The 19,910-nt window shown below is 52.1% G+C and carries 14 protein-coding genes and 3 tRNA genes; 13 read left to right on the top strand and 4 right to left on the bottom strand.

Annotation, left to right across the window (positions count from 1 at the left end):
* Positions 1–189: 189 nt before the first annotated feature.
* Positions 190–651 carry a helix-turn-helix domain-containing protein gene (locus tag ACJJID_RS13510; protein ID WP_444919932.1) on the bottom strand — a complete coding sequence of 154 codons (462 nt, stop codon included), beginning with the start codon at positions 649–651 and terminating at the stop codon, positions 190–192.
* Between the two features lie 1,140 nt (positions 652–1,791).
* On the opposite strand from ACJJID_RS13510, the gene ACJJID_RS13505 reads away from it, so the two are divergent.
* Entirely contained in the window at positions 1,792–4,194 is a 2,403-nt protein-coding gene (locus tag ACJJID_RS13505) for a glycoside hydrolase family 19 protein (RefSeq protein ID WP_444919931.1), read from the top strand.
* Between the two features lie 172 nt (positions 4,195–4,366).
* On the opposite strand, the gene ACJJID_RS13500 is transcribed toward ACJJID_RS13505, so the two are convergent.
* Positions 4,367–5,590 (bottom strand): hypothetical protein, encoded by a 1,224-nt coding sequence (locus tag ACJJID_RS13500; protein ID WP_444919930.1) that lies wholly within the window; start codon positions 5,588–5,590, stop codon positions 4,367–4,369.
* 916 nt (positions 5,591–6,506) lie between these two features.
* Between ACJJID_RS13500 and ACJJID_RS13495 the strand changes: the two genes are divergently transcribed.
* Together ACJJID_RS13495 and ACJJID_RS13490 are read left to right on the top strand one after the other, a co-directional pair.
* A complete protein-coding gene (locus ACJJID_RS13495; protein ID WP_444919929.1) occupies positions 6,507–7,892 on the top strand; it encodes an MFS transporter in 1,386 nt (461 codons plus the stop codon).
* Positions 7,893–8,396: 504 nt separating this feature from the next.
* Positions 8,397–9,557: an NnrS family protein gene (locus ACJJID_RS13490; protein WP_444919928.1), complete on the top strand. Its 1,161-nt coding sequence runs from the start codon at positions 8,397–8,399 to the stop codon at positions 9,555–9,557.
* A 57-nt stretch (positions 9,558–9,614) separates the two neighbouring features.
* Here the strand turns inward: ACJJID_RS13490 and ACJJID_RS13485 are convergent, their stop codons facing one another.
* A complete protein-coding gene (locus ACJJID_RS13485; protein WP_444919927.1) occupies positions 9,615–10,037 on the bottom strand; it encodes a GFA family protein in 423 nt (140 codons plus the stop codon).
* A gap of 91 nt (positions 10,038–10,128) precedes the next feature.
* On the bottom strand, positions 10,129–10,926 hold the full coding sequence (locus tag ACJJID_RS13480; protein ID WP_444919926.1) for a PhzF family phenazine biosynthesis protein: 798 nt from the start codon (positions 10,924–10,926) through the stop codon (positions 10,129–10,131).
* A gap of 166 nt (positions 10,927–11,092) precedes the next feature.
* Between ACJJID_RS13480 and ubiM the strand changes: the two genes are divergently transcribed.
* From ubiM to rpsO, 10 genes are all read left to right on the top strand, one after another.
* Positions 11,093–12,259, top strand: a complete 1,167-nt coding sequence (gene ubiM, locus ACJJID_RS13475; RefSeq protein WP_444919925.1) for a 5-demethoxyubiquinol-8 5-hydroxylase UbiM — start codon at positions 11,093–11,095, stop codon at positions 12,257–12,259.
* 295 nt (positions 12,260–12,554) lie between these two features.
* Positions 12,555–12,631, top strand: a tRNA-Met gene (locus tag ACJJID_RS13470).
* Positions 12,632–12,671: 40 nt separating this feature from the next.
* Positions 12,672–12,748: transfer RNA gene (locus tag ACJJID_RS13465), tRNA-Met, on the top strand.
* Between the two features lie 40 nt (positions 12,749–12,788).
* Positions 12,789–12,865 (top strand) — tRNA-Met (locus ACJJID_RS13460).
* Positions 12,866–13,111: 246 nt separating this feature from the next.
* Positions 13,112–13,576, top strand: coding sequence for a ribosome maturation factor RimP (gene rimP, locus ACJJID_RS13455; protein ID WP_152454740.1), 465 nt, complete (start codon positions 13,112–13,114; stop codon positions 13,574–13,576).
* Positions 13,577–13,618: 42 nt separating this feature from the next.
* Complete coding sequence (gene nusA / locus ACJJID_RS13450) at positions 13,619–15,121, top strand: transcription termination factor NusA (RefSeq protein WP_152454739.1); 1,503 nt, start codon at positions 13,619–13,621, stop codon at positions 15,119–15,121.
* A gap of 65 nt (positions 15,122–15,186) precedes the next feature.
* A complete protein-coding gene (gene infB / locus ACJJID_RS13445; RefSeq protein ID WP_444919924.1) occupies positions 15,187–18,039 on the top strand; it encodes a translation initiation factor IF-2 in 2,853 nt (950 codons plus the stop codon).
* Between the two features lie 89 nt (positions 18,040–18,128).
* Positions 18,129–18,524 carry a 30S ribosome-binding factor RbfA gene (rbfA, locus tag ACJJID_RS13440; protein ID WP_444919923.1) on the top strand — a complete coding sequence of 132 codons (396 nt, stop codon included), beginning with the start codon at positions 18,129–18,131 and terminating at the stop codon, positions 18,522–18,524.
* Between the two features lie 3 nt (positions 18,525–18,527).
* Positions 18,528–19,469, top strand: coding sequence for a tRNA pseudouridine(55) synthase TruB (gene truB, locus ACJJID_RS13435; protein WP_152454736.1), 942 nt, complete (start codon positions 18,528–18,530; stop codon positions 19,467–19,469).
* A gap of 145 nt (positions 19,470–19,614) precedes the next feature.
* On the top strand, positions 19,615–19,884 hold the full coding sequence (gene rpsO, locus ACJJID_RS13430; RefSeq protein WP_152454735.1) for a 30S ribosomal protein S15: 270 nt from the start codon (positions 19,615–19,617) through the stop codon (positions 19,882–19,884).
* Positions 19,885–19,910 lie beyond the last annotated feature (26 nt).

Here is a 19,910-nt window from a genome sequence, read left to right as displayed (position 1 = left end):
AATCAAGGTCGATCTAAGAGGATATACACTTTAGAGTGGATAGATCTTCGAGGAAATATCCTTGAAAGAATACAACTATCAGAACATCACTCTACTTCCCATTCGCTAGCAACTAAATAACTAATCAGCTAGGTAGCTTGACTGACGGGGAGAAGTAAACCTGGGATTTAGTGATATTTACCGTGGGCCTTATTTTATCCTTGTCTTTTTTACACAGTTGCCCGGATTTACAGTTTGCTCATCCTCATGTTGCAGATCCATTGCCCCCTTCACTAGATTTTGGAAGTTAGAACACTCCAACTGGTTGTCTTCGGGGCAATTGGCTAAATGCTTAAAGCCATCGCGCATAGCTACTAGGCGTTGAATATTTTTATCCAGAGCATCTACTTTTTGAAGCAGCTGATCACGGTCGATATTGGGTTTGTCACTATAAGTGAACATGCAGGCAATTTCGTCAAGCGAGAAGCCGGCATAGCGTGCTAGGGAGATCAAGGAGAGTTGCTCAAGTACACTAGCATGAAAGACTCTGGCGATACCTCGTCTGCTAATGGATTGAATCAGACCCTTTTCTTCATAATATCTAAGGGTCGAAGAGGGAAGCCCGCTAAGCTTCGACACTTGGCGAATATCTATTTCTTGTGGATCACCCATCTGTAACAACCTCAAGCAGACTAGAAGTTGTATCCTAGTTTTCGCTGCTCTCCCTGGCAAGCCTTTAATGCAATGTCTTATTGGCTAGGGGGGTAGAGTATGGTTTGCAAAACGATAGTTAAGAGACTTACCTTTACTTCTTTAGCTTAGGCCTGCCAATGAGTACCGGAGGATAATTAATATTCATTTTTCTGCCTCATTGCTAATTTATTAGCTTAGTTGCTGTTTAGATAAGGCAGATTTTCTTGGGGGTTCGAATCTTTTGTGTTTGAAAGTTAGATTTTGTATCTCTTATTTTTGGCAAGCATGAAGAGGAGATGCCTATCTGGATTTTTGTATTGCTAAAATAAAGCACCGCTATTGTAGCTTAATACTGAATTTTTTTTATTTTCCAAACTTAGTGTTCCTTGTCGGCAGCTCTTCCTTCGAAGTATTAGCTCTATGAACTAAATATGAGTGCTGGGATTTGCTCTTGGATAGAGCTTATGATGATCCTTTCCTTACCTTGCGCCCTGTAAATTGGCTTTAGGTGACACCCGATAACCTATAAATGTGGAGGAAATATGGAAGAATTTTTTTACCTGCTCTAATTCAAGAAATTTTTCTATTGAAATTGCTGGCTTTCTTGGTTCTGGATTTATTTATTTAAATTAAATTTCTATTTTGCTTGTGCAAGGCTGGCGATTTTTCAGTTATCTGGGTTTTAAAGCGATATTAAAGTTCTTCGCTTGGAGTCTTTTAGGGTACTTTTTGGCTTTTCTAGGTTTTCCGTTTTGTAAAGAATTGTTTTTCATTATGGGAACCATTCCATCATGCCTCAATCGAATCTGCAGTGCTTGTATGGGGCTTTTGCTAGGGCACAGAACAATTTTAAGTATTTGTCGAAAATATTAACTGGTGCAGCTATTTGTACCGAAATAAGAGTAAGCGGGGTTTAGGAATATTATTCCTGTCAGTAAATGAAGGCTCGACTGAAAATATGGGACGTTCGGGTCATATATTATTGATAGAAAAACCGTTGTAGATTTTATCCACGAATTCTTAATTCATTGTTCCTGAAATAACGCCAGCCGGCTAAGCCACCTCATCGCATATATCAACGTTTTTAATAGAAGCCTAAAAACGAATAGCGGAGATTCTATGAACCACCTTTTTATACGCACTGCCATTGCTTCGGCACTGGTGATTGGTGCCCAGAGCGCGGCTGCCGATCAGCCTGCTGAAGACTATGTGGAAGGCCAACACTACCAAGGGGGCAGTCAAGTCTGTTATGGCGGCGATCTTTTTAAAGCTCAGTGGTGGGCTACTGCTGAACAGCGTCCATCCCAGGCGCTAACTGCGCAAAACACCTGGGATTCCCCTTGGATTTTGGAAGAGGCGGGAGCTTGTGATGCTTCCGGCGGGGACTCGGGCGATAGTAGTAATACTGGCGATTCCGACGATAGTGCCGACAACGGTGATTCTGGCAGCAACGATGACAGTAATAGTTCAGGCTCAGACTCCGGCAATTCCGGTAGTACGGGTGGCTCTGGCAGCTTCGGTTCCAGTGATGTTGCCAATTATCAATCCGGACAAAGCTACCGCAAGGGCAGTGAAGTTTGCTATGCCGGTGATGTTTTCCTTGCTCAGTGGTGGGCCAATGGGAACGACTTACCTTCTGATGCATTAACCGCACAAAATACGTGGGACTCCCCCTGGATCCTCAAAGAGGCAGATGGTTGTGCCGATGGCGGAAACAATGACAACGACGATGACGGTGATACCGGCGACGGCAACGATGGCAATTCAGGCTCCACGCCGATCTCCCTAAACGTATCCTCCTCGCAATCGCAGCTGGCTGGTGGCGGTACTGTCCAACTTAGTGCCAGCGCATCCGGTGGCGACAACACGCTTAGCTATAGTTGGGCGCAGCTCTCACCGAGCTCCCCCGAAGCGAGTATTGCCTCAGGTGCCAGTGCCTCCACTTCTGTGACCCTGCCGGCTACGACCTATGATGTGAGTTATGTCTTCAGCCTGATTGTCAGTGATGGCGAGACCACCGAAGAGGCACAGATTACTGTGCAGAATTTCGCTGTCGATACTGGCGGTGATGACGATTCCACCGATAATGACAACTCCGGTGGGGCAGTGAATGCGGTGATCTCCGCTTCCGCCAATAGTGTGGGTTGTTCCGGCAGTATCACTTTGGATGGTTCCGAATCCACCGGCGGCAGTGGCATGAGCTATATCTGGAGCCAGACCGGTGGTCCCTCCATCAAGCTCTCCAACTACGTGGGTAGTTCCACCCAGGCGATCCTGTCTGAGGTGTACAGCAATGTGACTTACACCTTCCAGTTGACGGCTACCGATTCCTCAGCGGCCAGTGATGTTGCGGAAGTGAGCATCAACCAAACCGGTTGTGGCTCTGCCAGTGGTCATGTGATGGGCCTGAGTGAACTCGAGGCGGAGGAGACTGCCCGTACCAGCGATTCGCTTCTGCAAGAGGTGAAGCATACCGTTGAGACCCGTGATAACAGTATTGTGGAAGCGGTTCAGCCCGGTCGCAATGCCAATCCGGAAAACGTGCAGCGCGTTGAAAGCGTTATTTCCGAAGATACCTGGAATTATCTGTTCCCGTTGCGGGCCGAGGAATATACCTACACCAATTTCCTGCGCGCGGTGGCTAAGTTTCCAGCCTTCTGTGGTGAGTACACCGATGGCCGCGATTCCGATGCCATCTGTCGCAAGGTACTGGCGGTGATGTTTGCCCACTTCGGCCAGGAGACTGGTGCCCATGCAGCTGCCTGGGATGAGCCGGAATGGCGCCAGGGTCTTTACTGGATTCGCGAAATCGGTTGGACCGAGGAGACTTCTGGTGGCTATGGCGCCTGTGAATCCAGCAGCAGCTGGGCGGCAGATGTTTGGCCCTGCGCCATCAATGCGGATGGTGGCTACAAGAGTTACTTTGGTCGCGGCGCCAAACAGCTGAGCTGGAACTATAACTACGGTCCCTTCTCTCAGGCCATGTACGGTGATATTTACACCCTGTTGGAGAACCCGGAGCTAGTTGCGGATACCTGGTTGAACTTGGCCAGTGCCATCTTCTTCTTCGTATATCCACAGCCTCCCAAGCCGAGCATGTTGCATGTCGTTGATGGTACCTGGGAGCCCAATAGCGTTGATTTGGCGAATAACCTGACCTCCGGTTTTGGTGTGACCACCAATATTGTGAACGGCGCTATCGAGTGTAGTAAGGGCTCAGAGGATTCCCGCTCCCAGAATCGTATAGATTACTACCAAAGCTTCACCGAGTACCTGGGTGTGGATATTCCCGCGGATGAAGAGTTAGGCTGTGCCAATATGGGCCAGTTCGAGACGGGCGGTGCTGCCTCCCTGAACATTTACTGGGATAAAGATTGGGGCTGGTCTGCCGATAATCCCAATAATGAGAGTTTCGCTTGTCAGCTGGTGAACTACCAAACGGCCTACTCAGCACTGAATGAAGGCGACTATGCCAAGTGTGTGGAAGGTAACTTTGATATGACAATCGATTACCAAAATTAAAAACAAGAGGGGTGTGTTAACGCCCCTGTCAAACCCTTACCCACTTGCAAAGTGACCCGGTACCATCCCCAGCGCCGGGTCACCTTTTTACTACTCCTTTCTCGCGCTTTTCCGTTTTTCCCACCTGTGGATAACTTATAGAGTCAATACTGACAAAATTACACTGATTCACTCACTGGAAAATATGCAGGGTATTGGCGTTGCCAATTTGAATTACAATAGAGTTGCCATCAGTTCCTGATTGTGTGATTTGATTAAAATTGGCGCTGCCGACTTGCAGTAATTCCAGGTTATTGCGCAATCCACTTTGGTTGATCTCTGCAGTATTCAAGCTGCCGATCTGCACCGAGGTAATGGTAAGTAGGCTTCCATTTTGTTCTAGTGTAAGACTATTACTCTCTCCTACCTGGAAAGCGGAAAAACGCACATCGATGCCCAGCTGACTGGAAGTGACCGCGTTGTGATTGCCGGCCTGACTGATAAGAGCGCTGCTTAGCAGGGTATTCTGGTTTGCCATTGCGCTGTTATCGCCCCCGGCTTGGTTAATATTAATAACGCCATCCCTGGAGAAATTTTGATTGCTGGTGGCAGAGTTAAGTATGCCCAACTGAGTGATACTAACCGAGTTGGATCTGCTGACCCATTGGCTGGTTTCCGCAGAGTTTTGTGAGCCTGCCTGTTCTATTCGTGAGGTATCTGTGTTTCCATCAAGTTGAGAAATTTTTGCGAAGTTGTTGCTGCCGACCTGGATGATCGAGCCCACAACGGAAATACTATCCAACTGGTCCACGCGGCTGCTGTTCTCGGAGCCCACCTGAAAAATATCGGCACTGCTCTCTGAGCTTAGGAATTGCAGGATGTTAGCGCTGTTGGCACTACCAAACTGACGGAGGATGCCGCTGCTGTCACTGGTATTTTCCTGAAGGAATCCCGCCGTATTGTGCTCGCCTGTCTGTTGTACCTGTTGGCTACTGGCAGTGACAATTACTTGCTGCGCATTAGCATTATTAGATGCTCCCAGCTGAATTACTGAGTTGCTGCTATCGCTTGTCGTTCCCTGGCCGGCATTGACCTGGTTATTGTCCCCAGTTTGCTCGGTGCTGATGCTGCTAGCGGTAGTGTTTTCCTGAGCGGCTTCGCTGTTGTTGGTCACGCCTACTTGCGTCTGGCTGATAACACTGTTGCTGGTGCCATCAATTTGCAGGGCGTCCACGGTGTTATTTACCCCAATCTGGGTCTGTATGATCAAACTGTTATTGACATCGGAGTCGCCATTATTAGCGGTGGCGCTATTCCCGGTGCCAAATTGATTGAGGATAACAAAGTTATTGTCGGCGAGCGCCCCCCCACTGATGGTGATAGCCAGTGCGGTGGTGATAAGAGGAGAGATTTTCATGAGATGCTCCTTTACTACAAAGATCTCTGGGTAATGCTAAATCCCTGACGAAAATCAGCTATTAGATACCCCATTATTGATGGGGCATTCACTAAATTTTAGATCTTGTTTTAAAGAGGGTGGCTGCGGCTCCGCCATTCTTTCATGAGAAACTTAAGAGTTGGAAGGGAGTATGTACTGTGCTTGGTTTTGTTTGAAATATTGGAGTTGGCTACTAGTGTATTTATTCTTCAAGTATACTGAGGGAAGAGCGCTCTTTGCTTTTGGTTCTGTAAAAGAAAGTCCGACTTCAACGGCTGGCTACTGCTTCCGCCTATGCCTGGCGCCGAAGTCGGGTTACTGCATTGGATCGGCTCTGAATGGAGGATAAGTTTCAGAACTGCACAAAGAACCTTTTCCAAGCCATTGTTAATGGCATTACTACTTGTCTCTACCTGGATGCCGGTCGTTGGCGGATTTTTTCAACGAAGTGAATTTTACCATTTCCATCCTCAACATTAAGTATTCACTACGTTAATGGCTGCAAGTCTAGAATATTTGCATCTTCACCAGAATGATTTTGTGTGCAACTGCTAATTCTCTGTAGCCTTAGGCTCACTGCTGTGTAAGGTAAACCTCTTGATTTTAAGGGTAACTTGCCTGTTTCAGTTTGATTACATTGGTAAGTGTTGACGATAAATTGAGAAGCCGGTATGAGAAAGAAGTATGAAAGTCCTGGGAATAAAGTTTTCTGACTTGATGATGAACAGCTTGGCTTGTGAGAAATATTTCCTGGTAATGCGGTACTAAACTCTCAATTTTCAGCCTGAGCCTACCATTGCCAATTGCACTTATTGTCCAAAGCCAGGAATGATTGCCCCTAAAATTATGAACATATGGGGCTGGTGTATTCAGGTGTCGAAAGATTGGAGTATTTATGGAGGTAGTAAAAGATACACTTTCCCGAAAGCAGATCGTTGCATTAACCGCATTAACCTTCGCGATATTTCTGATTGCCAATGACTTTACAGCCTTTTCTGTGGCAATACCGGCTATGCAGAAGCATTTTCATGCAGATATTTCCACAATGCAGTGGGTGATCAATGGTTATGCCTTAGTCTTTGGCGTATTGATTGTAACCGGCGGTCGCCTGGCGGATATGTTTGGGCGTCGCCGGCTCTTTTTTATTGGTACCAGTATATTTATTTTGTTTTCCCTGTTAGGTGGCTTTGCGATCAATACCTGGATGTTGTTGGGCAGCCGTGCATTGATGGGGGTGGGAGGGGCCCTGATGTGGCCAGCGATCCTTGGTATGACCTACCAGATAATGCCTGAGAGCAGGGCTGGGCAGGCTGGGGGGTTGATTATGACAGTGTGCGGGTTTGCTAATTCGGTGGGTCCTCTACTAGGAGGTTTTCTAACAGATTTTTTAAGTTGGCGCTGGATATTTTTTATTAATTTTCCCATTGCACTTTTGGCAATGCTGATTAGTTGGCGAGTGATTGATGATGACACTCCAGAGAATGCTGATGAGCAGGTGGACTATGCGGGGATAACTTTCCTATCTGTTTGCTTGTTGGCACTATTGCTGGCGCTGGATCTTGTTGTGGATATGGGGTTGGGGAGTTCTTTAATTATTGGGCTCTTTTTCGTTTTTGTGCTTGCATTTTGCATGTTCGCCTGGGCCGAGGCACACACCGAGCGCAATCCTCTTATTCCCGCGGATGTGGCTACTAATTGGCGCTTTCTTACCGTGGGCATTACAACGCTTTTACTCTCGGTTATTTTTGTCTCAATGTTGCTCTATGTCCCTCAGTTTCTGATAAAAGAGCTAAAGTTTTCCGCAGCCTGGTCAGGCGCTGGATTGTTGCCAGTTATGATGACTTATGGGGTTGTCTCCTATATCGCCGGTAGGCTCTATGCCTTGCTGGGGGCAAAAGTGATCTTATCTGCTGCGGCCATCTTTCTTGGGGGTGGAATGTTCTTGTTATCGAGTTTGCTGGAACATACACGCTATATGCACTTAGTACCGGGTCTGATATCACTGGGGATTGGACTGGGCCTTTTTTTTCCTACTATCACAACGGCTGCCGTTACAGCCGTTGGCCCTGGCAGGGCCAGTCTTGCTGCAGCGTTGGTTTTTATGTTTCAGATTATTGGTGGGGCGATTGGCCTCGCAATGAATACTACCATTGTCTCTCTGGCTCCGAGCTTATCTGCGGGGATTGATCGTGCATTTTTAGTAAATGCTTATCTAGCATTGTTGGCACTGCTGGTGTGTATTTTGTTTGTGCGTGGAGAGCGCATTGTTCAGAAGAGATAAATCGTTGGTTTGAGTGTGTTTCACTGATTGGATCCGAATGGTTATTGGTTTTATAGATAATCGGTGTTTGTATTTTTAATAAGAAAAGCTTGCAGCTCAATTTTATATAGCTCAATTTAATTTAACTTAAAGTTCAACTTTAAGTTAAGGGGTCGGGTAATACCCTATTTTTAAATAGGGTTATAAAATTAAAAAACTATGATCATTTCCTATTAACTAATGGGATTGATTGGGGGAAAATAAGCGGCATGCTCAATCCTTGGAATGGACTCTCAGGCGTTAATTCGCGTTGTGATGAATCATCGGGTCGGCTCTATGCCGAACATTGAGTAGATGCGGGACTTATTGGTGCTGCTTCCTGTGACCCTTCGTTCGTTTTTATGGCCGATGTCGAGGCAGTGATACTGGCATTGTGCAGTAAGTGATAACTGCGGAGAGAACCATTGTGAAGGCAGGCAATTGTCCCGGGAGAATTAACCTCCCTTTTTATAAGGAGAACAGACTGTGATACCCATTGTCGACCGCGCGAGCGCGGAATCCATCGCTCCATTTTGGCGCATGCCTTTTCGGCCTTTCTTCTGGGGTGGCGCCCTGTGGAGCATGGTTGCTCTGTTGATCTGGCAGGCTTCTTTGTCCGGCTGGCAATTGCCCGCGCTGCGCGTGGGGATCGCCTGGCATTCCCATGAAATGCTATTTGGCTTCGCGGCAGCGGTGGTGGTGGGTTTTCTTGGCACTGCAATGCAAACCTGGACCGGAATCCCTTCGCCCAAGGGGCCCCAGTTAATGAGCCTGGTGGGCTTGTGGTTACTAGCACGCCTGGGGTATCTGGTCGCGGCAGTGCCCCTGTGGATGCCGGTAATCGCTGAAGTATCCTTCTTCCTGTTGGCCGCATTCCTGCTGGGGGCACGAGTGTTGCGTACAAAACAGTGGCGCAATCTGTTTGTGCTGCCGGCTATGCTGGCCTTTGCCGGGCTAGCGGCCTGTCATTGGCTATTGCCCGGTGCACAGAGCCGAGTAGCACTGATGGCTCTGCTTTTGGTGACAGGGATCATTCTGGTCATTGGTGGCAGAGTTATTCCTTTCTTTACTGCGCGACGCTTCCACTTGAGTCCCCGGGAAAAATTACCTCTAGTTGAATGGGGTACGCATATCGCGGTAGTACTACTGCTACTCAGTGTTGCCTTGGATTTGCCCAGAATAGTTTGGGCACTGCTTGCTTTGTCTCTAGGTGTTTTGCAGCTAATAAGGGTGCTGCGTTGGCACCCCACTAAAATCTGGGCTGAGCCTATGGTTTGGTCTCTGCACCTGAGCTATTGGCTGGTGATTTTGGGGTGTTTTCTCGCCGCCCTGGCTTGGAGTGGAATTGCTCCCGCCTGGCAAAGCCCTGCGCTACACGCTTTTGCAGTGGGTGGCATCGGTGGCTTGATTTTGGCCATGACCAGTCGAGTGAGTTTGGGGCACACCGGTCGTATCCTACAGGCGCCGCGTTTGATGCCGCTGGCGTTTGCCGCGCTGGCTCTGTCCGCTCTAGCCCGTATTTTTTGGGCGCCGGCCCCCAGCGGCTTTCTCGCCGCGATTATTGCCTGGGTGCTTGGCTACTCCCTATTTCTGATTTACTACACCCCGGTATTATTTCAGCCCAGAGTGGATGGTCATCCCGGCTAAACCTATAAACAGCATGCGGTGCAGTTTTACTTATTTGTGAGCGGCACCGTATCTCTTTCAGGAAATATCAACATTATCTTCCTGGGGAAAGCTGCCGAATTTTGGGGCTTTGCTCAGGTCCTTGTCCCAATCCGCTTTGCTGCCCATAAAGATATGCCCTGTGGGCTTGAGGGTGATGGGGCTGTTGAGGCTGCCTGCGGGCACGGCCACAAGCCTTGTTTCCTTATCTGCGTAGGGCAGTGCGGAGCCACACTGACTACAAAAGCTTTTTACGTGCCGGGTCGAGGGGAGCCTAAACACCCTGATGTACTCTTCCCCGTTTAACCACTGCAGTTTTGCCGAGGAAGAAAACAGGTTTGCAGCGTGAGCGGAGCCGGTGTCTTTGCGGCAGTGGTTGCAGTGGCAAAGAAAGAAGCTTTCAAACTCCCCCTCTACCTCAAAGTGCACTTCGCCACAGAGACATGAGCCTTTGTGATTCATTTCTACTCCTTTTTTTAATCGGGGTTATTTGGGGGCCCTAACATATGGTTGTGATTGCGGAGGGGCCTACATACGTACCAAATCATAAAAATTATTCGGCTACATCAATGATGCCGTTAAGGTATGGCACGGCGTTGCCGGAGATGATCACTCGCTCTTCCTCTAGCTGGCAGTGTAGTAGGCCGCCGCGCCTGGAAGCTTGGTAGGCGATCAAGCTAGATTTGCCCAGCTTTTCTCCCCAGTAGGGCGCCAGACCAGTGTGGATAGACCCGGTTACTGGGTCCTCGGCGCCACCATTAGCGGGCCAGAAATACCTGGAAATAAAATCGTACTTCTTTGATTGTGCGGTAACTACTACATCATAGGGAGCGAGCCTGGCCAGCTTGGCAGCATCCTGTTGTAACCGCAAAATATCTTCTTCTGCGCTGTAAATGGCAAAGTAGGCTTGATTGTTGCGCAGAACCTCTGTGGGTGTGATGGACAGCCCTTCGAGCAGGTCACTGGGAATACTGGCTAGTGGCTGTGGGGAGCGAGAGGGAAAGTCCATGGAGATCAGGCCGTCGCTATTGCGCCTGATGTGCATATCACCTACTGCCTCGGCAAAGAATTTCAGTCCTTTTAAGTGTGGATGCCTGCGAAATACGACAAAAGCTGCGGCCAGGGTGGCGTGACCGCAAAAATCGATTTCTGTTAATGGAGAAAACCAGCGGATTTGGTATTCGCTGTCGCTGCGTCTGCGCAAAAATGCAGTTTCCGAAAGATTGTTTTGCGCGGCAATGGACTGCATCAAGGGCTCGCTGAGCCACTCTTTACTAATAATCACTGCTGCGGAGTTGCCACCAAACTGGGTGTCGGTGAAGGCGTTGATGATGTCGATTTCGAGCTGCATATACGATTCCTTGTCTGTGCATCTACTCTTTTTTCTGCCTTGCGCTTTCCTGATTTGTATCAGTCGAGAGACTACGGTTCCAGCATACAGTGCATGTCGAGCGGTGGATAACAAGAGTTTTTCATCGCGAGTCGTAAATGGTTTGGGGTGGTTTAGGGAGTTTGGGATGCTACACACAGATGTCGCGATTGTGGGGGCAGGCCCCGCCGGTATGGCACTGGCGCTTATGCTGGCTGCTCGGGATTGCAGAGTCACCTTGTTGGAGCGTCAGGGTGAAGAAATATTGGCGAGTCCTGCGAACGATGGACGGGAAATTGCGCTCACCCATCAGTCTGTAAGGTTGCTGCAGTCCTTGGGAGTCTGGCAGCGGCTCAAGTCCGGTGAGCAGGGCCCGCTGCACTCTGCGCAGGTGGTGGATGGCAACTCTCCCACTTATCTGGATTTCGACACGCGTGGGCGTGGGCCGCTGGGATTTATTGCGCCCAATTATGCAATCCGGCGGGCTCTCTATGAAGCGGTACGTGAGGACGGCAATATTCAGCTGCAGACGAATAGTGCGGTTGTTGGCACGCGCTGCGAGGCAGCGCGGCAACTGGTGCAGCTGGATAGTGGGCAGGATATTGCCGCAGCCCTGTTGGTGGCGGCAGACAGCCGCTTTTCAGAGGTGCGCCGCATGGCGGGGATCGGTGCGGATATGCGTGATTTCGGCAGGGTCGCGATACTGGGGGCGGTGCGTACAGAGCGGGAGCACGGCGGCATAGCTCGCGAGTGCTTCCGCTACGGTTCCACGCTGGCTTTATTGCCTATGTCCGATGCTTATACCTGCTCGGCGGTGGTCACAGTATCCGCAAGTTGCGCCGAGGAAATTATGGCCTATGGCGATGAGGCATTTGCAGCGCACGTGCAGAGGGAGAGTGTAGGGGCGTTGGGGGCTGTAGAGGCGTTCGGCCGGCGACATAGCTATCCGCTGGTGGCCGTCTATGCCCATCGATTTTACGCGGAACGCTTTGCCCTGGCGGGGGATGCGGCTGTGGGGATGCATCCAGTCACGGCTCACGGGTTTAACCTGGGGTTGGCCGGAGCGAAAAGTCTGACCAATCAGCTACACAATGTAACGCGTCTGTATCAGTCGGCAGCGCTCTCCCGCGCCCTGTCTCGCTATCAGGTTCAGCATCGCCTGGAGTCGCATCCAATATATACGGGCACCAATCGGCTGGTGGACCTCTTTACCGATGATCGTCTGCCGGCGAAATTGCTGCGCAAGGCGGTATTGCGTATCAGTGAGCATTTCCCGCCGGTGCGTCGCGCCATAGTGCATCAGCTTACCCGTTAAGCGGCGGCTTGCTGTTGGGAGATATGGCTGTGAAGTAGGGCTAAAGAGAGATATGCGGTAAGCACTGGGATAAAAACCTGCTTATGCGGGGAGCCATGTTTGCGGGATTTTCTTCCTTTTCTATACTGATCAGCGAGGTACATTCAGAGCTGTTCTCCGCCGCAAGGGAAAACAAATGCCAATTGTGGCTTGACTCATCGGGATGCTAACCATAGAATGCGCAGCCTCTTGAGTGGTTGGGCTGGTCCCGCCGCAGGGAAACAAAGATCAACCAGGCTTTGTTTCTTGGAGTTGTTGCGGGGTGGAGCAGCCTGGTAGCTCGTCGGGCTCATAACCCGAAGGTCGTAGGTTCAAATCCTGCCCCCGCTACCAATTTTGCTTTTTAGCAAAAACTTTGATGTGCATTTGTTGTTGCGGGGTGGAGCAGCCTGGTAGCTCGTCGGGCTCATAACCCGAAGGTCGTAGGTTCAAATCCTGCCCCCGCTACCAATTTTGCTTTTATGTAAAAGCTTTGATGCGCATGTGTTGTTGCGGGGTGGAGCAGCCTGGTAGCTCGTCGGGCTCATAACCCGAAGGTCGTAGGTTCAAATCCTGCCCCCGCTACCAAATTCAGGTGCCAGTGGCGCTTAGGTCGATGCCCGATGATTTGGGCCCCCTTTTCTTCTCTGGCCGGCATTGCCGAGTGAAAGTCTCAGATTGTTATCTGCTTTCGCTACCAAATTGCATTCATGCATACTGGCTGCATGGATGTGCGGTCAAAGCCCCGTCAGGGGCTTTTTCGTATCTGCAAAAAAAGTTGCAGATATTTTTCGAAGTGGGCCGCAGGCCCATTTTTTGTATGTGGTGACGTAAATGGCGAGCAAACGCGAATTGCTGGAAGAACTTCTGGCGCCGGTGGTGGCATCGCTGGGGTGTGAGCTGTGGGGGATCGATTATCAGACCCACGGCCGCAACGCGCTGCTGCGCATCTATATCGATTCTGAAAATGGCATAGGCGTGGAGGACTGCGAGAAAGTCAGTCGCCAGGCGAGTGCCGTGCTGGATGTGGAAGACCCCATTAGCGGTAGATATACCCTGGAGGTCTCCTCCCCAGGTCTCGATCGCCCCCTGTATAAGCTGGAACAATACGAGCGTTTTGTCGGCGCCCAGATAGAGGTACGCCTGCGTATGCCGCTCGACGGTCAGCGCAAATGGCGCGGCCTGCTGGCCGGCGTGGAAGGGGATGAGGTTGTTCTGCGCGTGGATGGCGAAAATGAATACCTGCTGCCGATCGACAGCATCGAGAAAGCAAATATTATCCCCCAATTTACCAAGTAACCTGTAGGCGCCTGAACTCAGGCGATTTTGAGGCACAGTTGCATGAACAAAGAAATCTTGCTGGTAGCCGAGGCGGTATCCAACGAGAAGGGCGTTGACCAGGAGATTATTTTCCAGGCCATCGAAGCGGCATTGGCAACGGCCACGAAGAAACGCTACGACGAAGATTCAACCATTGAGGTTATCATCGATCGCCGCAGTGGCGACTACGAGACTTTCCGCAGCTGGGAAGTGGTGGATGATGATACCCTGGCGGAGCTGGGCACTCAGTTCACCCTGGAGGAAGCCCACGAGAAAGACACCGAGCTGAAAGCTGGTGATATCTACCGCGAACAGGTGGAAAATGTAGAATTCGGCCGTATCGCCGCACAGACCGCTAAACAAGTGATTGTGCAAAAAGTGCGTGAAGCCGAGCGTGCCAAGGTTGTCGACGAATACCGCGACCGCGTTGGCGAGATGGTGAGCGGCACGGTTAAGAAGGTTACCCGCGACTTTATCGCCGTAGACCTGGGCAACAACGCCGAGGCGCGCCTGCCCCGCGATCAACTGGTTGGCCGGGAGATTTTCCGTCTCGGTGACCGCGTCCGTGCCATCCTGCTGGAAATTCAACCGGAAGCCCGCGGTCCTCAGTTAATGTTGAGCCGCTCCTGCCCGGAAATGATTATCGAGCTGTTCCGCATCGAAGTGCCGGAAATCTCCGAGCAGGTCATTGAAATCAAGGGCGCTGCCCGAGATCCTGGCCTGCGTGCCAAGATCGCCGTAAACACCAACGACGGCCGTATCGATCCAGTTGGAGCTTGTGTGGGCATGCGCGGCGCGCGTGTGCAGGCTGTGTCTAACGAGCTGTCTGGCGAGCGTGTGGATATCGTGCTGTGGGACGAGAATCCAGCCCAGTTCGTGATCAATGCCATGGCGCCGGCGGAAATCGAATCCATCGTTGTGGATGAAGACGCCGGCTCAATGGACGTGGCGGTAGCCGAGGAGAACCTCGCTATGGCCATCGGCCGCAGTGGCCAGAATGTTCGTCTCGCGTCAGAGCTGACTCAGTGGCAGATTAATGTCATGAGCTCCGACGAGTGGCAGAATAAACAGGAAGCCGAGTCCAGCTCCATTATGCAGGTGTTTATTGATCGCCTGGATATCGACGAGGATGTGGCCAGCATTCTGGTGGACGAGGGCTTCACCTCCCTGGAGGAAGTCGCTTACGTGCCCATCGAAGAAATGCTCGCAATCGAGGGTTTCGACGAGGATATCGCTGAAGAGCTGCGCGCCCGTGCCAAGGACTCCCTGCTCACCCAGGCCCTGGCTTCTGAAGAGAAGCTGGATGCCTCGGAGCCCCAGGAAGACCTGCTGAATATGGATGGTATGGAGCGCCACCTGGCCTTCCAGCTGGCCAGTCGCGGTATTGCGACTATGGAAGACCTGGCGGAACAGGCGGTGGATGACCTGCTCGACATCGAGGGTCTCGATCAGGAACGCGCCGCTGCGCTGATTATGAAAGCGCGTGAGCCTTGGTTTGCCGATGATAGCGGCGAACAGGCTTAAACACACAGCAACAAGTATTACGTATAAGTAACCCCCCTCCGACCAAGTGACTTTTAGGAGAGAGAATGGCCGAAGTAACAGTTAGCGAACTCGCCAAATCGGTTGGTGCCACCGAAGACCGTCTGCTCAAGCAGATGAAAGAAGCGGGTTTGCCTCACACCTCTGCGAATGCAGTGGTGTCAGATGAAGAAAAGCAGGTCCTGCTCAGTTTCCTGAAAAGCAGTCACGGGGAGCAGGGCGCGAGCCCGCGCAAGATCACCTTGAAACGCAAGACCACAACCACGCTGAAAACCGGCTCTGGCACCGGCCGCAAAACTGTAAACGTGGAAGTACGCAAGAAGCGCACTTATGTGAAGCGTCCACAGGCTGAGCTTGAAGCGGAAGCAGGTAACGAAAGCGCTACCGAAGCGGAAGAAGTGCGCACAGGCGTTGATGCTACTGCAATAGCAGAAGCTGAAGCCAAAGCGGCAGCTGAGGCCAAAGCCGCAGCTGAAGCGGAGGCCGCTCGTCGTGCCGCTGAAGAAGAGGAAGCGCGATTAAAGGCTGAAGCAGAGGCGAAAGCCGCTGCCGAAGCGGAAGAGAAGGCTCGTGCGGAAGCTGCCGCAGCAGAAGCCGCTAAAGAAGCAGAGACAGCCGATAAAAAGGCAGAGGGTAAACCCGTAGAAAATGTAGCGAAAAAGGCGCAACCCGCCGCACCCATCCGCTCAACGTATGTAGATGATATTGAGGCGATGCGTATCGCCGCGATGGAACGTCGCAAGCAGCAGGCAGAGCAAGAAGAGCGTGAGCTAGAAGAGAAGAAGGCAAAGCTGGAAGCCGACCGACGCGCCGCTCAGGAGAAGAAAGAGAAAGCTGCCCAGGCAGCCAAGGCGAAGCCTGCCAAGCCCGCGAAGCCTGCAGAGAAAACCGAAGAGGTTAAACCCTCTCTGCGTCGCAAGCTGGAAACGACCCCGAGTGAAGATCGCAACGATGATGAGCCGCGTAAACGTCGCGGTCGCCGCTCCAAATCCGGCCCGAAGAAATCCAGCAAAACAGCCCTATATGAGCAGGCGCTGGAAGTATTCGAGGAAGATGAAGCCAGTAAGCGCAGCACGCGCTCCCTGTCTCGTCCGAATGTGAAGGTGAAGCCGACACATGTCTTTAAACGGCCTACGGAGAAGCAGGTGTACGAAGTCCAGTTAGGGGAAACCATCACCGTTGCAGAACTGGCCAAGCAGATGAATGTGAAGGCTGGTGAGCTGATCAAGCGCCTAATGAAAATGGGTGAGATGGCCACCATCAACCAGCCCCTGGATCGTGAAACTGCCCAGTTGATCGTCGAAGAAATGGGTCACAAGGTGGTATTGCGCTCTGAGACCGAGCTGGAAGACAGCCTGGTAGCGCAATCCAAAGCTCAAGAGGGCACCGAGGTTTCCCGCGCGCCGGTAGTAACCGTGATGGGTCACGTTGACCACGGTAAAACCTCTCTGCTCGACTATATCCGCAAGACCAAAGTCGCCTCTGGCGAGGCTGGTGGTATTACCCAGCACATCGGTGCCTATCGGGTGAAAACCAGCCAGGGCGAGATCGCTTTCCTGGATACTCCGGGACACGCCGCCTTTACCGCCATGCGTGCCCGCGGTGCCCAAGCTACCGACGTCGTTATTCTGGTAGTGGCTGCCGATGACGGTGTGATGCCGCAGACTGAAGAAGCTGTGAATCACGCTCGCGCTGCCGGTGTGCCGCTGGTTGTCGCTGTAAACAAGTGCGACAAAGAAGCCGCTGATCCCGATCGCGTGAAAAATGAGCTGGCCGCAAAAGATGTGATCCCAGAAGATTGGGGTGGTGATACTCAGTTCATCAACGTATCTGCGCACACTGGCCAGGGTATCGATGAGTTGCTGGAAGCAGTTTCCCTGCAGGCGGAAATGCTTGAACTGAAGGCCAAAGTGAATGTACCGGCCACCGGCGTTGTGATTGAGTCCCGTCTGGAAAAAGGTCGCGGCGTAGTTGCCACCCTGCTGGTGCAGAATGGCGAACTGAAGCGCGGCGATATTATCCTGGCTGGCCAGAGCTATGGCCGCGTGCGTGCCATGACCAACGAGCACGGTAAGCAAGTTAAAGAAGCCGGCCCGTCTACTCCGGTAGAGTTGCTGGGTCTGGACTCCACGCCGAACGCCGGTGATGAGTTCATGGTGGTTGCCGATGAGCGCAAGGCCCGTGAAGTTGCTGAGCAGCGCGCTGATAGTGAGCGTCGCGAGCGTATGCAGCGTCAGCAGGCCGCCAAGCTGGAAAACATGTTTGCGGATATGGAAGCTGGTGAGCGCAAGGTGCTGCCGGTTGTCATCAAGGCCGACGTGCGCGGCTCCCTGGAAGCTATCCTGGGTGCGCTGGCGGATATCGGCAACGAAGAAGTTTCCGTCAACGTAGTATCCAGCGGTGTCGGTGGTATTGCCGAAAACGATATCAACCTGGCACTGACTTCCGGTGCGATCGTATTAGGCTTCAATACTCGTGCGGATGTTGCTGCACGCAAGACCGCTGAGACCGAAGGGGTGGAGATTCGCTACTACAGCGTGATCTACAACCTGCTCGACGAAGTGAAGAAGGCCCTGTCCGGCATGCTGGACCCGGAAGTGCGCGAAGAGATTGTGGGTATCGCCCAGGTGCGCGATGTTTTCCGCTCGCCGAAGTTTGGCGCCATTGCCGGCTGTATGGTTACCGAGGGTACCGTATACCGCAACAAGCCGATCCGCGTACTGCGCGACAACGTTGTAATCTATCAGGGTGAACTGGAATCCCTGCGTCGCTTCAAAGACGATGTGCAGGACGTGCGCAACGGCATGGAGTGTGGTATCGGGGTGAAGGACTACAACGATGTGAAGCCCGGTGACCAGATTGAAGTTTACGATATCGTCAAAGTTGCCCGCGAACTGTAAAGCGTTCCGGACCGGGTAAAGAAGAAACCCGCGCGGCTTGGCCGTGCGGGTTTTCCTGTCTTTAAACCGCCATTCTCAATAGGTAAACAATGGCAAGAGAATTCCACCGCGCCGACCGCGTCGCCGACGCCATGCGCCGCGAACTGGCCCAGCTGATTCAGCAGGAAGTGCGAGACCCGCGCTTGGGCATGGTCAATATCAACGATGTTGAAGTCAGCCGCGATCTGACCACTGCAAAAGTGTTTGTCACCTTTGTGGGTGAAGATGACCGCAGCAAGATCAATACCTCGATGGAAGTGCTAAACAAGGCCGCCGGTTTTCTGCGCAGCCAGCTGGCCCGTGCGATTCAGATACGCACTATCCCGCGTCTGTATTTCCGCTACGACGAGACCTCGGTGCGCGGCCAGGAGCTTTCCGCATTGATCGACAAAGCGGTGCGTGCTGATCGCAAGCACCAAGACGACAGCGACTCTGACGAAGATTGATCTATGGGCCGCAGACCAAAATGGGGCCGGCCGGTTCACGGCGTGCTGTTATTGAACAAGCCCGCCGGCATTACCGCCAACGACGCCCTGCAAAAAGCCAAACGACTCTTTTTTGCCAATCGCGCGGGACACACCGGCGCCCTGGACCCGCTGGCGACCGGTGTTCTGCCGATCTGTTTCGGTGAGGCCACCAAGTTTTCCCAGTACCTGCTCGATGCGGACAAGCGCTATCGCAGTACTTTTGTTTTCGGCATGACTACAGCCAGTGGCGATGCCGATGGCGATGTACTGGAAACCAAGGACGCTTCCGGTTTGACCGAAAAAGCCGTGCTGAAAGCGATGGAAGCCTTCCGTGGCCGCATCAAGCAGGTGCCCTCCATGTACTCCGCTCTCAAGCACAAGGGGCAGCCGCTCTATAAGTTGGCGCGCCAGGGCTTGGAAGTGGAGCGCGAAGCGCGCGAAGTGGAAATTTTTGAATTTGAACTGCTGAGCTTTACACCGGGCCCACAGCCCCGTGCGGAAGTTGAGGTGCACTGCTCCAAGGGCACCTATATTCGCAGTATCGCCGAAGACCTGGGGCAAGCCCTGGGTGTGGGCGCCTATGTGGAAGTATTGCACCGCAGCGCCGCCGGCCCCTTCGATGAAGCGGACTCGGTCACTCTGGATGAGCTCACCGAAGAGCGCGGAGAGGACCAAGCGGAAGTACTGGATCACCACCTGTTGCCGATGGACTCTCCGGCGTCATCTTTGCCCAAACTCGTCCTGCCGGATGACTCTGGTTACTATGTGCGTCAGGGACAGTCGGTAATGGATTTGCAGGTCTATCGTATCGGTGCGGAAGGTGATATGGTGCGCCTCTTCCTGGAAAATGGTGATTTTCTGGGCGTAGGAGAAATTACCGACGAGGGGTGCGTAGCACCGCGGCGTCTGGTAAGTGGCACTTGAGTGGAAACCGCAATATTGGTGAAAGCTAATATAAGGTGAACTTGAAAGTGCCCGCGCGGCACAGCCGCATTCACGATTAGCTGGTCTGTAAATATGCACGGGCCAGCCGAATCTTTTAAAGCATATTACGACGAGGTAATTCGTTATGGCACTGACTGCCGTTGAAAAAGCAGCCATCCTGAAAGAGCACGGCCAAACCGAAGGCGATACCGGTTCTCCGGAAGTCCAGGTAGCCCTGCTGACCGCCAACATCAACAAACTGCAGGGTCACTTCTCTGCGCACAAGCAGGATCACCACTCCCGTCGTGGTCTGATCCGCATGGTAAACCAGCGCCGCAAGCTGCTGGACTACCTGAAGCGCAAGGATCTGAACCGCTACGCACAGCTGATCGCTAAGCTCGGCCTGCGTCGCTAAGACCCTGGAATGCCCGCCTCTGGCGG

The sequence above is a fragment of the Microbulbifer sp. CnH-101-G genome (genome assembly GCF_052466775.1).
The sequence above is the reverse complement of the archived record's forward strand: the minus strand, read 5'-3'. Positions and strand labels throughout refer to the sequence as shown.